The sequence below is a fragment of the Acinetobacter suaedae genome (assembly GCF_008630915.1).
Lineage (GTDB): Bacteria > Pseudomonadota > Gammaproteobacteria > Pseudomonadales > Moraxellaceae > Acinetobacter > Acinetobacter suaedae.
Genome location: NZ_CP043909.1, coordinates 247,866 through 261,414, shown reverse-complemented (window position 1 = coordinate 261,414; position 13,549 = coordinate 247,866). Strand labels below are relative to the sequence as shown.

General features: G+C 40.9%; 12 protein-coding genes and 2 tRNA genes. 5 read left to right on the top strand and 9 right to left on the bottom strand.

Features of this window, described 5'->3' with window-relative positions:
* The first annotated feature begins 204 nt into the window (after positions 1 to 204).
* Positions 205 to 280 (top strand) — tRNA-Glu (locus F2A31_RS01240).
* 31 nt (positions 281 to 311) lie between these two features.
* Positions 312 to 387: transfer RNA gene (locus tag F2A31_RS01235), tRNA-Glu, on the top strand.
* 57 nt (positions 388 to 444) lie between these two features.
* Here F2A31_RS01235 and F2A31_RS01230 read toward each other — a convergent pair.
* Together F2A31_RS01230 and F2A31_RS01225 are read right to left on the bottom strand one after the other, a co-directional pair.
* Positions 445 to 1,380, bottom strand: coding sequence for a hypothetical protein (locus F2A31_RS01230; protein ID WP_150024838.1), 936 nt, complete (start codon positions 1,378 to 1,380; stop codon positions 445 to 447).
* A 171-nt stretch (positions 1,381 to 1,551) separates the two neighbouring features.
* A complete protein-coding gene (locus F2A31_RS01225; protein ID WP_150024837.1) occupies positions 1,552 to 3,171 on the bottom strand; it encodes a hypothetical protein in 1,620 nt (539 codons plus the stop codon).
* A gap of 226 nt (positions 3,172 to 3,397) precedes the next feature.
* Between F2A31_RS01225 and F2A31_RS01220 the strand changes: the two genes are divergently transcribed.
* Positions 3,398 to 3,736: a hypothetical protein gene (locus tag F2A31_RS01220; protein ID WP_004641358.1), complete on the top strand. Its 339-nt coding sequence runs from the start codon at positions 3,398 to 3,400 to the stop codon at positions 3,734 to 3,736.
* A 24-nt stretch (positions 3,737 to 3,760) separates the two neighbouring features.
* On the opposite strand, the gene F2A31_RS01215 is transcribed toward F2A31_RS01220, so the two are convergent.
* From F2A31_RS01215 to F2A31_RS01185, 7 genes are all read right to left on the bottom strand, one after another.
* Positions 3,761 to 4,705, bottom strand: coding sequence for a cation diffusion facilitator family transporter (locus tag F2A31_RS01215; RefSeq protein WP_005087053.1), 945 nt, complete (start codon positions 4,703 to 4,705; stop codon positions 3,761 to 3,763).
* Between the two features lie 212 nt (positions 4,706 to 4,917).
* Positions 4,918 to 8,079, bottom strand: coding sequence for an efflux RND transporter permease subunit (locus F2A31_RS01210; protein ID WP_150024836.1), 3,162 nt, complete (start codon positions 8,077 to 8,079; stop codon positions 4,918 to 4,920).
* Entirely contained in the window at positions 8,069 to 9,310 is a 1,242-nt protein-coding gene (locus F2A31_RS01205) for an efflux RND transporter periplasmic adaptor subunit (protein WP_150024835.1), read from the bottom strand. Before F2A31_RS01205 ends, F2A31_RS01210 begins: the two co-directional genes overlap by 11 nt.
* A 4-nt stretch (positions 9,311 to 9,314) precedes the next feature.
* Positions 9,315 to 10,736: a TolC family protein gene (locus F2A31_RS01200; RefSeq protein WP_150024834.1), complete on the bottom strand. Its 1,422-nt coding sequence runs from the start codon at positions 10,734 to 10,736 to the stop codon at positions 9,315 to 9,317.
* 54 nt (positions 10,737 to 10,790) lie between these two features.
* Positions 10,791 to 11,192, bottom strand: coding sequence for a cation efflux protein, CzcI-like (locus tag F2A31_RS01195; protein WP_150024833.1), 402 nt, complete (start codon positions 11,190 to 11,192; stop codon positions 10,791 to 10,793).
* A 175-nt stretch (positions 11,193 to 11,367) separates the two neighbouring features.
* Positions 11,368 to 11,553 (bottom strand): hypothetical protein, encoded by a 186-nt coding sequence (locus tag F2A31_RS15860; protein WP_150024832.1) that lies wholly within the window; start codon positions 11,551 to 11,553, stop codon positions 11,368 to 11,370.
* Between the two features lie 163 nt (positions 11,554 to 11,716).
* Complete coding sequence (locus tag F2A31_RS01185) at positions 11,717 to 12,121, bottom strand: cation efflux protein, CzcI-like (RefSeq protein WP_407643267.1); 405 nt, start codon at positions 12,119 to 12,121, stop codon at positions 11,717 to 11,719.
* A 165-nt stretch (positions 12,122 to 12,286) separates the two neighbouring features.
* Between F2A31_RS01185 and F2A31_RS01180 the strand changes: the two genes are divergently transcribed.
* Both F2A31_RS01180 and F2A31_RS01175 read left to right on the top strand, forming a co-directional pair.
* Positions 12,287 to 12,979, top strand: coding sequence for a YidX family protein (locus F2A31_RS01180; RefSeq protein ID WP_150024831.1), 693 nt, complete (start codon positions 12,287 to 12,289; stop codon positions 12,977 to 12,979).
* Positions 12,980 to 13,124: 145 nt separating this feature from the next.
* Complete coding sequence (locus F2A31_RS01175) at positions 13,125 to 13,508, top strand: AAA family ATPase (protein ID WP_228715637.1); 384 nt, start codon at positions 13,125 to 13,127, stop codon at positions 13,506 to 13,508.
* The last annotated feature ends 41 nt before the right edge of the window (positions 13,509 to 13,549 follow it).

Genomic DNA, 13,549 nt, shown 5'->3' with positions numbered 1-13,549 from the left:
TAAAAAAATGCAGCTTAGTCTGCATTTTTTTATATCTTCATAAAATCATTATGATCAGAAAATTTATATATAACTGCTTATTTTTGATTATTTATTCCTCAATATGTTTTATTTTTAGACATTCATTCTGTTTTTTTAAATTTTATGCGGAAAAGTGTTTGACACCCTACCTAATTCACCCTAATATACGCCCACCTCTGAAACGTCCCTATCGTCTAGAGGCCTAGGACATCGCCCTTTCACGGCGGTAACCGGGGTTCGAATCCCCGTAGGGACGCCAATTTATAGTTTCAGATGTATGCCTCATATAAGTCCCTATCGTCTAGAGGCCTAGGACATCGCCCTTTCACGGCGGTAACCGGGGTTCGAATCCCCGTAGGGACGCCAAATTCTAAAAAAGCCACTGCATGACAGTGGCTTTTTTCTATCTATATGTTGTATTTGCTATTCGACACCAATACCGACTTGCACTTCTAAACGTCCTGATTGAACACGTAATCCACGAATTTCAAACTGATCAACCAACTGTTGTACTAACTCACGACTTTCTTGCAAAATATTCAAACCAGGTAAAATACTAAAATCAGTTAGATTTAATAATTTATCAACCATCCATGAACGATTATTAATAAAGTCAATAAAGCCTGCTTCCTCAAGATCAATATACCAAATACGATGACCTTCTTTTTGAATCCCGGGAACATCACGAATCAAATGATTAATCAGGAAAGGTATCGGCAATGAATTAATCAGATCAAAACTGATATTACCAACTCGCCGTGTTGCCCAGTTGGTGAGTGTACCGCCATGACGAACTTGTAGATCTAGATGTTCGTCAACCTGACGCAATCGCAGATATTTTTCTTGACCGATACGACACTCCAAGACATTAAACTCAAGTGATAAACGGTACAAGAAACGATGATAATGCCCATCCAATTCAATGTGAAAGCGATCATTTCCACACTCGACTTTAATATCATCGATCTCACTGCGATCAATCCGCTTTCTAATCTGATTATTGAGTAACATTTCGGGAAGATACAAGGTTAGGCTGCTTCGCCCTAACGAAGCACGAGCCATACTCAATGCAACTTGACGTGCTGCTTCACTGGTTTCAGTCACCATACCGCGCACAGAGTTTCGTACCCCCTCTACACCACGTTTAGTATGATGCGTGACGTGATCTAAAGCATCTAATGCTGCATCAGCCACCTCTGCGATATTACGAGATGTATCACTGGCAAACTCTACCGCATCCTGTGCGTGTTGTAGCGTTTTATTAATTAGACGACGTGACAATGATGGTTTCTCATCAGATGATGCTGTGTCGGCAGGCATAATATCAAACATTGCCTTTTTATCATCTTGTCGATTCAAGATGCTCTCCCTCTTCCCTTTCTTACTCGTTCATTTGTTATCCGTGACGATTCACTTTTTGAACAGTTCGAATCTTTCTTTCTAGATTAGCATGCAACAGAAAGCGATTTGCTTATTTTTGTTGCACAACATCAATTTTTTAATCACTCAACACTAGGTTTCTCATTCAATCTAATCATCACCATTTTCACGTGCAAAAGACATATCGGTAGATGGCTGCACCATAACAATCTGTTTTAAACGAAGCTGTTTATAGCGCTCTAAACTTCGCTGTAACTGTATGATTTTCTCTTGCACTTCATCCAAATGAAAATGTCTTAACTCCCTTAGACTCACCCATGCAGCCTGTATTTTTTCGAACTCTGTGCCTTTGTCCAATTTCCGTTGTAACCAAACACATAAATCCTGTGCTCGTTGTTGCTTCTCGTATTGATAAGCAAACAATCCACTGGATAAAGTCATATCATTCAATTGCTCACCCAAATGTTTTTGCATTTCCTGCAATTGTCGAGCTTGTTGGTCAGCGAACGGATAGAGAATGGTTTGTTGAAACCAAATCGCTAACCCAATCATTTCCGCAACCAACTCATCACGCTGCGCATACAATATAGACCGCTCAGGATGATGCTTATCAAGTCGAGCATCGCCTAGATAAGCCACTAAGCCTTGATCAAGAATAGTTTGAATGTCACCAAGTTCCAATGACGAAGTTGTCTTAAGCTGACGATCATTCAGCAACTCATGTAGTTGATTGCTGCGTAATGATTGAGTGACTAATGAAAGTGCTTGATTCTTTTGACTGAGCAATAGCCATAAATTACCTAAAAGATGTGTCGAGACCGTTTGCTCAATTGATGATGATCCACATAGGCGCTGCATTGCAACTTGCATGAGATCAGATTGAACTAAACTTTCTACAATAGGTGAATCCATTAATAATTGTGGTGCACTCTCAACCACCTGCTGGCAATAGGAAATATCGACATTTCTACCCCCCAATATTCCTCCCATCGATTTCCCTAAAGCATTTAAACTGCGTCCGACATCTGCCAACACATGCGTTTCTATTGCGCGGCCTCGAAGAATTGAAGAAGGTAAAAATGCGGTGACTGCATTTTGAATAGATTTCCGATAGGCTTTTTGATCAATTGGCTTTCTATAGCGACATAGCAAATCAATCGCATAAGCCACATCACTCACATCAGCTCGATATTGTTGTTGCCGTTGAATCAAACAATTTACATAAGCAAAAAAAGCCACTTCATTGGGTTGAGTTGCATGTTGCATTGCCCATTCATATTGTTCGATTGCCTGAGTATATTGCTCAGCACCAGCATAAGATTTTGCCAAAGCAATCGCATGTTGGGTGCTGGGATAATGCTGCTGAAAATACATTAATAAATCAATTTTAGGTGCTTGATCTAAGCACTGATCCAACTGTCGTAGATAAACATTGATTTGCTGCTGTGTAGGATGTAATACCACGAAGTTCAAGAGATACATCAAGCACTGTTCATACCAAGCATATTTCCGTGCATGCATTTCATAAGCAGCGATCAACTCTGTCTCGATCAGTTCGATCAATTGCGTTGAGTACAAGATGTCTTCTGCTGTCTCATGTTTAAATTTCCATTGCTTTGGCAATGACATTTTAAATAAACGTAAAATAAAGTGAGCACTCAGATCTGGGCTTTCCAGAGTGACTAACATGAGTTTGTCTTGTGTGGAAAGATGTGCTTTTCCTTTGGCAATCCGTGCCAAACGTAATTTGAGAATTTTGGTCGGTAACATGCCTTTCCTTGCGCACTATTCAGCCAATTTAGCTTCAACTTAGCATGAGTTCATGTCGATTAGCGACCATGTTTAGACGAGATGCAGGTGGGTCTAAAATAGTGAAATAAAGACTTGAGCAATTCTCCCACCTTTCGATCATCTAAATTTGACGATTTAAACATTTCTAGATTTTAGCTTTTGCGGTTTTTTCGCTAAACTACTCAAAACACAATAGGAAAAATCTATGCAATACCGTTGTCCTAAATGTCAAAGCGTAAAAATAATGCCTGCTAGTCAGGGTGCAAATAGTCCACGCCCTAACGTGCCAAAAAGCTTAGTTCTTTTGGTTCCTGCTATTTTTATTTTACTGATCTTGGTACTGATTAGTATTGCCATGTGGATTTTTGGTAATGGTGCAGGTCAAGGACTCCAAATCACAACGATTGTAGTATTTGTGATCTGTGTGATTGCAGGTGGTTTATTTTGGCGTGATCTACCAGATTTTAAAATTTCAATGCAAGCTTTCATGCAAGCACAAAAACATTGGAAATGCCGTGACTGTGGTCATGACTGGCACAACTAAGCACCGTCAAAAATTCACATCAGCTTAATGCTGATGTGAATGATCTGTATCAGATTTGGCATCATGTTGATGTGTGTGCTCACAATTCATTTCTGCATCATCTTCGATTTGTATCGTCATTTCCCTGATTTCATGTTGATGTGCCAACATTTCAGTGGCTGCTCGATGTAATTGATTACGATCGGCATGAGGTGCAAATAGATGGACCGTCAGATGAATATTTTTAGACGTAATCGCCCACACCTTAAGTTGATGAATACTTTCAACGCCATCCAATGCCAATAAATCATTCCTTAATTTTTCAATATCGATTTCTTCAGGTACGCCTTCCAATAAGATATTGATACTCTGCTTCAATAAAATCCATGTTCTCGGAAGTACCCAGAATCCAATTGCAACCGCAATAATCGTATCAACCCAATACCAATTGGTGTAATAAATCACGATTGCACCCACAATAACGCCGACTGATCCCAAAGCATCACTGAGTACTTCTAGATATGCACCTTTGATATTTAAACTCTCTGAAGCACTGGACATCAACATTTTCATCGAGATCAGATTCACCACTAAACCCAGTGATGCCACAATCAGCATACCTAAACTATTAATTTCAGGTGGTTGAGTAAAACGCTGATAGGCTTCATACAAAATATACATCGCAACAAAAAACAGCATACAGGCATTAAATAATGCCGCGAGAATTTCAAAACGCTGATAACCAAAAGTGCGTTTATTATCTGCTGGTCGTTTTGCGATTTGGATCGCAGCCAAAGCAATCGCCAGTGCAGCAGCATCTGTAAACATATGTGCAGCATCGGACAACAGCGCTAAACTTTGTGTGATTAAACCGGCAATCACTTCTACAACTAAAAACGTTGATGTCAGAATAAGCGCGATTGTGAGTTTTTTTATATTGCCTTCAGTTACAGCGGCATGGCTGTGATCATGACCTTGATGTCCACTCATGTTGGACTCCTTATAATTGTGTAAGCAAGAATATTGATTTTATCTTGCAACACTGCCTCGAATTAAAGGTTAAATCAAATACGTTATGTATAGGCGTTTTCCTACTTTGAAGGATCAAAGTAGGCAAAATCCCTTGTTAGACAGAGGGTACATCCCTGTAACCCCTGTCTAACGGGCGGCATCCTTGCCGCCTATCACGATAGCAAAGGCTGTCATTCCTCCCAAATAGCCTGACTGGTCGCTTTCTCATTCATCCAACGATAGACCACAGGCAAGATCACCAAAGTCAGTAAAGTCGATGAAATAATTCCACCGATCACGACTGTTGCTAGTGGACGCTGAACTTCAGCACCTGTACCCGTTGCGATCGCCATCGGAATAAAACCCAGTGATGCCACAAAAGCAGTCATCAAAACAGGGCGTAACCGTAAAATCGCACCTTGCCATGTGGCAATATGCAGGTCGAATTGTTCACGAAGCTCTTTGATAAAACTGAGCATCACCAAACCATTTAGGACTGCGACACCTGAAAGCGCAATAAAACCGACACCTGCAGACATCGACAATGGAATATCTCGCAACCACAACGCCACAAGACCGCCAGATAAAGCAAATGGCACGCCACTAAATACCAATAAGCTCTCTTTGAAATTGTGGAATACCGCCATTAACAAAGTAAAAATTGCAATCAGGGCCAAAGGAATGACGATCTGCATACGTGCTGCTGCAGAAGCTAAGTTCTCAAACTGCCCACCGTATTCCAGCCAATAGCCCGCGGGTAAAGGTTGCTGTTTTAATGTGGCTTGCAACTCTTGCACAAATGAACCTAAATCACGTCCTTCCACATTTGCAGTGACAATGACTCGACGTTTACCATTTTCACGACCAACTTGACTCATACCAGAAATCGTTTCGACTTTGGCAACGTCTTGCAATTGAACTAAACCACCATTCGGTAACTGGATTGGGAGTTGTGCCAAGCTTTGTGCGGTACGTTGGTGATCTGGCAAACGAATTTCAAAATCAAAACGACGATCTCCTTGCAAGATTTGCCCAACATTTTGTCCACCTACACTCGCAGCAACAACATCCTGAATACTTCTTACGGATAAACCATACTGTGCAGCCAAAGCATGATTAATCTCCACATTTAACACAGGTAGTCCACTGGTTTGTTCGACTTTTACCGCTGTCGCACCGGATATATTCTGTACTTTTTGTGCAATTGCTTGAGCTTGCGTATTCAATACATCCATATCATCACCAAAAACCTTGATACCAACATCACTACGTATGCCTGAGATCAACTCATTAAAACGCAATTCAATCGGTTGGGAAAACTCACTGTTATTACCAGGAATTGTTGCTAAAAAGGCTTGCATTCGTGTACGTAATTCATCAATGCTCTCTTTGGGATTTTCCCATTCCTTTTTCGGCTTTAATAAAATCACCGCATCTGAAATATTAGGCGGCATCACATCGGTTGCCACCTCAGCCGTCCCTGTTCGTGCAAAAATCGCTTTTACTTCAGGGAAGTTTTTCAAAATCAACTTTTCAGTGGTTTCTTGCATCCGCAAAGACTGCTCTAAACCCGTACTTGGAGAACGCATCTGCTGCACGGCAAAATCACCCTCACTTAACTGAGGCGCAAATTCACTCCCGATCTTGGTGCTTAAAATTCCCGTCAACAGCAAAATGCTGATCGCTAAAGTCACCACGACCAACCTAAACTGATAAGCCAGATCTAAAAGCTGTTGATATTTTCCTTTTAAAGCTTGCATCCAACGCGATTCTTTCTCTTTCACCTCACCCGTGACAAATAACGCAACCGCGGCTGGTACAAACGTTACCGACAAAATCATTGCACCTAGCAATGCCATGACTACGGTCATTGCCATTGGGTGGAACATCTTCGCCTCAACACCTGTTAAAGCGAAAATCGGTAAATACACCACCATAATAATGGCTTGCCCAAACAATAAAGGTTTACGTGCCTGTTTTGCCGCAAGAAAGACCTCTTTAAAACGCTCTTGTCGGGTTAATAACCGTCCTGCATGATGCTGTGCTTCTGCCAATCGCCGAATACAATTCTCTACAATAACAACTGCGCCATCAACGATAATCCCGAAATCCAATGCACCCAAGCTCATCAAGTTGGCACTGATGTTCTGCTCTGCCATTCCTGTAAGCGTAAATAACATTGAGAGTGGAATAACACAGGCTGTGATTAGTGCTGCTCGGAAATTTCCCAAGAAAATAAATAGAATGACGATGACCAGAATCGCACCTTCTACTAAGTTTTTTTGAACTGTTTTAATGGCTTTATTCACGAGACTGGTACGATCATAGACCGTTTCAATCTCAACACCTTTTGGCAAGGTCATTTGAATTTCTTGGATTTTTGCATCAACAGCTTGGGCAACAGTACGGCTATTTTCACCCATCATCATCATGGCAATGCCAAGAACGGTTTCCTCGCCATTATAGGTTGCCGCGCCCGTACGTAAATCATGTCCAATCGCAACCGATGCAATATCTGCAACACGAATGGGTAGACCATTTTTAACACTGACCGTAATATTTTGAATATCTTCAACGCTGCTCAACATCCCCGGTACACGCACTGTGAGCTGCTGACCATTTTCTTCAATAAAGCCAGCACCACGGTTCTCATTATTTTCCTGTAACGCCGTTTGGAACTCGGTTAAGGAAATCTGGAGTTGCTGCAACCGCTTTAAATCGGGAGAAACAATATAGGTTTTGTTATAGCCTCCAATACTATTAATTTCGGCTACACCTTTGACGCGCTGTAATTGAGGCCGTACGATCCAGTCTTGGATCTCTCTCAAGTCCATAGCCGTATAGAGTGTTCCGTCCTCTTTTTTGGCATCGGCTTTGGCTTTAATCACCCATTGGTAAATCTCTCCAAGTCCTGTGGAAATCGGTGACATCACAGGATCAACTGCATCAGGCAACTGCCCATCAGCCTCCTGCAAACGCTGATTAATCAACTGTCGTGCCCAGTAAATATCCGTACCATCTTTAAAAATAATGGTCACTTGGGATAGACCATAGCGCGAAATTGAGCGGGTCTGTTCCAGATTCGGAATACCAGCCATCGCTGTTTCGATCGGATAAGTAATCCTTTGCTCAACTTCTAAAGCAGTATAGCCATTGGCCTGAGTATTAATTTGTACCTGCGTATTGGTAATATCAGGTACCGCATCAATCGGCAGTTTTTGATAACTCCAGACACCAACGGCAATCCATGTCATCACAAAGAGCATGACCCAAATGGCATTGCGAATCGCAAACTGGATCAAACGATCAAACAGCCCTTCGGGTTTAGGTAACTGAGAAGAATTAGTGGTCATGTTCCGCTTCTCCTTTCTCAAGTTCCGATTTCAGTAAGAAACTGCCTGCTGCGACATAAGATTGTCCAACACTTAAACCTTGCTTAATTTCAACCCACTCACCATCCTGCTTCTCTGAAATGTTTCGCTGCCCAATTTGTACTGGAACTGCTTTAAACTCAAAACCTTTATCCTGATTTTTCTCTGCAACGAATACCACCTGCTTGCCATCAACTTGTTGAATTGCCTCTGCACTCACACGTATCACTGATGCAGTTGAACCAGATTGCAATTCCACATTCACCATGAGATTTGGACGCAATTCAGTCGCATTGGATTGCACTTTGGCACGAACCTGTAAACGACCTGTTTGTGCATCAGCTTCTGTTGTCAGGCTTTGTACTTGAGCATTAAAAATATTGCCTGTTTGTAGAGACTTAAATCGAATCTGTTGGTTTGGTTGCACATTGACATTCGCTATAGTCGGCAACACAAATTCCAACCACAATTGATCTAGCTGATCAATGGTAAATAATTGGTCGGCGAGTTGAACATTTTCTCCAATCACAATGTCTTTATTGCTAATTACACCACTAATGGGTGCGGTTAAGGTATATCGACCATTCGACCCAGAGCCAGCGCCAAAAGCCGTTAAACGTGAACGTGCAGCTTGAACTTGGATTTGTGCTTGGCGATAGGCATTGTAAGCACGTTGGTATTCTTGCTTAGCTGAAATTCCTTGTGACCATAAGCTTCGTTCACGCTCATAATCTTGCTTTGCAAGTTCCAAATTGGTTTGCGCGATTTGCAAGTTGGCTTGCTGATCAACCAAATCTGGCACGAGAAGATTTGCCAATGCTTGACCACGTTTCACTTGCTGCCCTAATTCGACATAAACCGATTCAACTCGTCCCGCAAAACTTGGCGACACATGAGCTTGTCGATCTGTGTTAACGACCAGTTTCGCAGGATAACTTTGAATCTGATTGACCTCACCCATAGCCACCTGAGCAAGCTTCAAGTTATGTTGTTGCATTTGCTCTAAGGTCAAACTCAGACCATCTTCATCATGCTCCCCTGCTGATGCATCATTTGTATGTTCATCTGCTTCATTTTCCTGATGAGAATGACCTTGTTCGCTTTGTGGCTTACTGCCTTTTTCCCAGAGTAAAACTGTTGCGAGAAAACCTGTAACAACAAGGATGACTGCAATCCAAACCCATTGCTTAGGCATTTTTGATTTCATCTTCATTACATTATTCTCCGACTTGGCTTGGGAAAGCACTTGCTTGTTGCCACATGCGTTGGTTGAGTTGCATCAATGCATCTTTAGCAGTGATCTGATCTGAGGAAAGCCCCATACGTGCCGTTTGCACATCGATATTGAGTTGCCATGCTTGCTTGAGCAGTTGGACTTTACGCAAACGAACGTCTTGTAGCTGGATTGTGGCTTGCTGAACATCTGTCACAGAAAACTTACCCAACCGGAAACCTTGCAAGGTTTTTTGTTGAACTTGTATCGCTAACGGTATTTGCTGATCACTCAATTGTTGATATTGGCTTTGCAAGGCTTTTAACTCAGTCATGCGAAGATCGATATCCAACTGATTTTGCTGACGATAAAAACGCTGCTGTTGTTGAATTAAAGTCTGTTTAGCTTGCGCAATTTGGATTCCATATTTTTGTGAATTAAAAATATTGAGTGGGATCTCTACGCCTAATCGAATTTGACTTTCAGTATTTTGGTCTGCCGAACGCGTACGATTTACCCCCAAGGTCATCGTTGGTTGAGGACGCGACTGCGCTTTGAGCTGTTCAATATGCGCCTGTTGACGCTGCGTTTCGAGCTGTAAGCCTTGTTCAAAAAGGTTCTGATTTTGTTCAGACACAGTTTGAATGGTCATTGCCTGCGTCCAAAGCTCATTTAAATTGGGCTGAATCGAAAAAGATGGCGTGCTTTCCCCCCATAATCCAGCCAACTGTTTTTGCGCAACTTGGAGCTGTAAATCTGCTTGTTGGCTAAGTCGCTGGTTCTCAAGATGTGCCATACGAACCCGCTCAACATCGACTTGGGCAATACTCCCTGCTTGATAACGTTTTTCAGTTGCCTCTAAGTTCTGCTGACTCACCTGTAATTGCTCAGTGATCGCTGCCTTTTCCAATTGCAATAACGCGACTTGAGACCATACATATTCAACAATTAATTCCAATTCAGCGTTATAACGCTGCTGTGACAAATCTACTTGGTGAGCAGAAAGCTTCGCGACCTTTTGCGCGGCCTTTCGCTGCCCAAATAGATCTAAAGGTTGTGAAATACCAATGGAGAGTTCGCGATCCTGATCACTTTGCAAGCCTGTTTGTTCGACCGAAAGACTAGGATTGGCCCACAGAGCACTTTGCTTAAGTTGCACACTCGCCATTTGTTGCTGTGTTTGCCAACTGGATTGTTGATTTTGATAGTTGCGAACGCGCGCTAACACCCCATCAAAGCTCGCATTTTGCTGTGCGATAGTGATCGATGATTGATTCGCATTTAATAATGATTCCGCCAAAACCGATGGGCTGGAAAGCACCGCAACTAAAGCCAATACCGAATATTTCAAAGCAATGGAATGCGTCGCAGGATTGAGCGTGTGATTTTTCAACGTACCGATACGCTGAGATAGATTAAAAGACATATAAAGCCCCGCAAATAAAAGAAGATGCGGTGGGCTATTTTTCGGCTACCCCACCTATAGCGGGGTTAGTAGCGGCGGCGGATTTAATCCAGATAGATGCGGAGACTGATAAGAATTAGACCAATAATATTTTTGTTTTGTCTTATGATCGCTAAAAACAAGATGATCAAGCTGTTGCTGTGCTTCAGTAACTACGACATGAAAACAGGATGGCAAATGATCATTATGATCTTGCAAACTTAATGGCATCGGTAAATCACTTGAATCTTGATTTACCTTCAAGGCAGGTATTTCAGTCTCATCCATATTTTCTGGTACATGATGACCAAAATGACCGACAGAAACCGTTTGCTGCGTTGTACTTTCATGACCACAATACGCCGCCGCCACATTCCAAAGACTTTGGAATATGAAAAGACTGAGTAAGACGGTAATAAAAATACTTGATCGACGCAAAATTTACTCTTTAGACAAAAATTGCTCAGCTAGACTATAGCAAGGAAGCTGGATGTAATAAAATTACATCTACTCATCCAGCATAAAATCTTTTGATAAACAAGATTCACACACCAATACGTTATCTTTAGCTGAGGAAAACTGCTAACAACAAAGTTAGCAGTTCCCTAAAAAATTAACTCGATACTTTACACTTATGCTTGTTGCTACTGTGTTTAATGCTATTTCCAACATTTGCCTTCATTTCTTGTTGAGACTGAAGGTTTTTTTCTAAGAAAATTAAACCTCCATCAGCATTTGCCAAGCTTGTTGAAAGGAATAACACCATAAAACATAGTTTTTTATTAAATTGAATCGACATTATCTTCACCTGATTTAAATGTTTTTGATTCATCTGAATCGAGGATTTGACCTCCAAACAAAATGAATAAAATTGTTCATTTATGATCTACTTCAATCATTTACCTAACAAAATGGTGAAATGACGTATTGAAATAGAGGGCTTTCTGGTGAGTATTTTGAAACTACCCCACCCATAGTGGGGCAAAGACTGGAGGGGGATTTAAGCTTGTTAGATATGGCGACTGGTAATGATTGGACCAGTTATATTTTTGTTCTAATTCATGTATCCGTAGAATTGGTTGCTTCAATTGCTGTTGTTCTTGAATAACAATTGCATGAAAACATGTTGGCAAATGATCGTGATGATCTTGCACGTTCAACAACCATGGAGCATCTGCCTCTTGAACTGCGACTAAAGAACTTTGTTGCTCTTTAGAGTTATCCAACGCATGATGACCAAAATGATTAACCGAAACAGTCTGCTGAGTTGCACTTTCATGACCGCAATACGCTGCCGCCACATTCCAAATACTTTGGAACATGAACAAACTTAGCAAGAGTGTCATGAATACAAGTGGACGTCTCAACAGCACACCATTACAGTAAATTGCAGAAAGGTACTATAGCAGTGAAGCATGGTGTAATAAAATTACAAAAATGTTGCGAGTTGCTCTTTTATTCAATCAAGCAACACAATTTAACACTTCATGTGATAGACAAAAATAATTTCTCTAATAGTTCGAGTAATGTTCATGTACAAAACTTTTTTTATTTTCGCCTTAATTGCAAGTTTCGGTTTGAGTGGTTGTGCTACTACGCTTCTCTCCGATGCCTTGCCTAATGAAACGACACATGTTCAAACCACAACATTAAAAACAGATCAAATTATTGCATTGGGCCAAGCAGTCCAAGATCAGAAGGAGTACGGTTTCATATTTGTCGGTCAAGACTATAATTATTTGATGACAGAAGGCAGCTCAAACTTACTCAATATTATCAAAAGCATTCCAGCAGAACAGAGAACGTTAAAAACACCATCCCCAATCGAGCTAGTAATGGATGATTCTACCCATTTCCATGGTGAAATTACGATTCGGTATAATAACCCTACTTCTAAAATAGATGAAAAACAGAAAGAGCTTTTAAGAACATTAGGTTTTACCAACCATTTCATGGCAATGGAAAATCAACAACAAGTATTTTACCCTTTCACCATAATTCGCTTTAAGGGCAAGATTTATCAAACAACCGTAACTCAGAAGATTCAACAAAAGCTCCCCACTCCTTACTCAATCGTATTACAGCAAAAAACTGAAATAACGAAAAAGCATCCTGTTAAACGCGCGACTCGAATGGCTTTGTACCCTTTAGCAATGACCTTTGATGTTATTACTGTCGCTCCGTCACTGATCTGGGCAGATCTACACGGTGATTTTAATAAATAACCCATTATAGAACTCAAGACCTTATTCAGCCTAAAATAAGGTCTACATCATTACTCAAAAATATTAAATTAAAAGCATGCATATCAACCCCGACCACTATTTAGAAACTGTCGCTGGTAGAGTTTTCACAAGTGAACGAAATCAGATGGCATGGGCAAAATGCTTTCATGACTTAGAAAATGAAATCATTAACAAATCAAGCGTACAAATCGTTTATGTCTTGATTGGTTGCCAAGCTGCTGGTAAAAGTACTTGGGCTGACAAAAAAATAAAGAAAGAGCCTTATAATATTATTTTTGATGCCATCTTAGTCAAAAAAGAGGAAAGAGCACCTATTCTAGAAATCGCACGTTTCCATAATATTGAATGTGTGGCAGTGATGTTCAAAACACCTTTATCGATTTGTCTAGAACGAAATAACAATAGAACCTTAGATACCAAGGTTGATGAACAGGCTCTCAAGAATGTTTTCGCAGCCATAGAAGCCCCAACACTAGATGAAGGATTTACAAGTATCATTTTTGTATAAAAGTAAAAAACCAGCCCTCAGGCTGGTTTTTATCAATCAAG

Coding starts and splice junctions, on each gene's coding strand:
- F2A31_RS01225 (WP_150024837.1), bottom strand. CDS start 3,171: ATGTTACCGACCAAAATTCTCAAATTACGTTTGGCACGGATTGCCAAA.
- F2A31_RS01220 (WP_004641358.1), top strand. CDS start 3,398: ATGCAATACCGTTGTCCTAAATGTCAAAGCGTAAAAATAATGCCTGCT.
- F2A31_RS01215 (WP_005087053.1), bottom strand. CDS start 4,705: ATGAGTGGACATCAAGGTCATGATCACAGCCATGCCGCTGTAACTGAA.
- F2A31_RS01210 (WP_150024836.1), bottom strand. CDS start 8,079: ATGACCACTAATTCTTCTCAGTTACCTAAACCCGAAGGGCTGTTTGAT.
- F2A31_RS01205 (WP_150024835.1), bottom strand. CDS start 9,310: ATGAAGATGAAATCAAAAATGCCTAAGCAATGGGTTTGGATTGCAGTC.
- F2A31_RS01200 (WP_150024834.1), bottom strand. CDS start 10,736: ATGTCTTTTAATCTATCTCAGCGTATCGGTACGTTGAAAAATCACACG.
- F2A31_RS15860 (WP_150024832.1), bottom strand. CDS start 11,553: ATGTCGATTCAATTTAATAAAAAACTATGTTTTATGGTGTTATTCCTT.
- F2A31_RS01180 (WP_150024831.1), top strand. CDS start 12,287: ATGTACAAAACTTTTTTTATTTTCGCCTTAATTGCAAGTTTCGGTTTG.
- F2A31_RS01175 (WP_228715637.1), top strand. CDS start 13,125: ATGGCATGGGCAAAATGCTTTCATGACTTAGAAAATGAAATCATTAAC.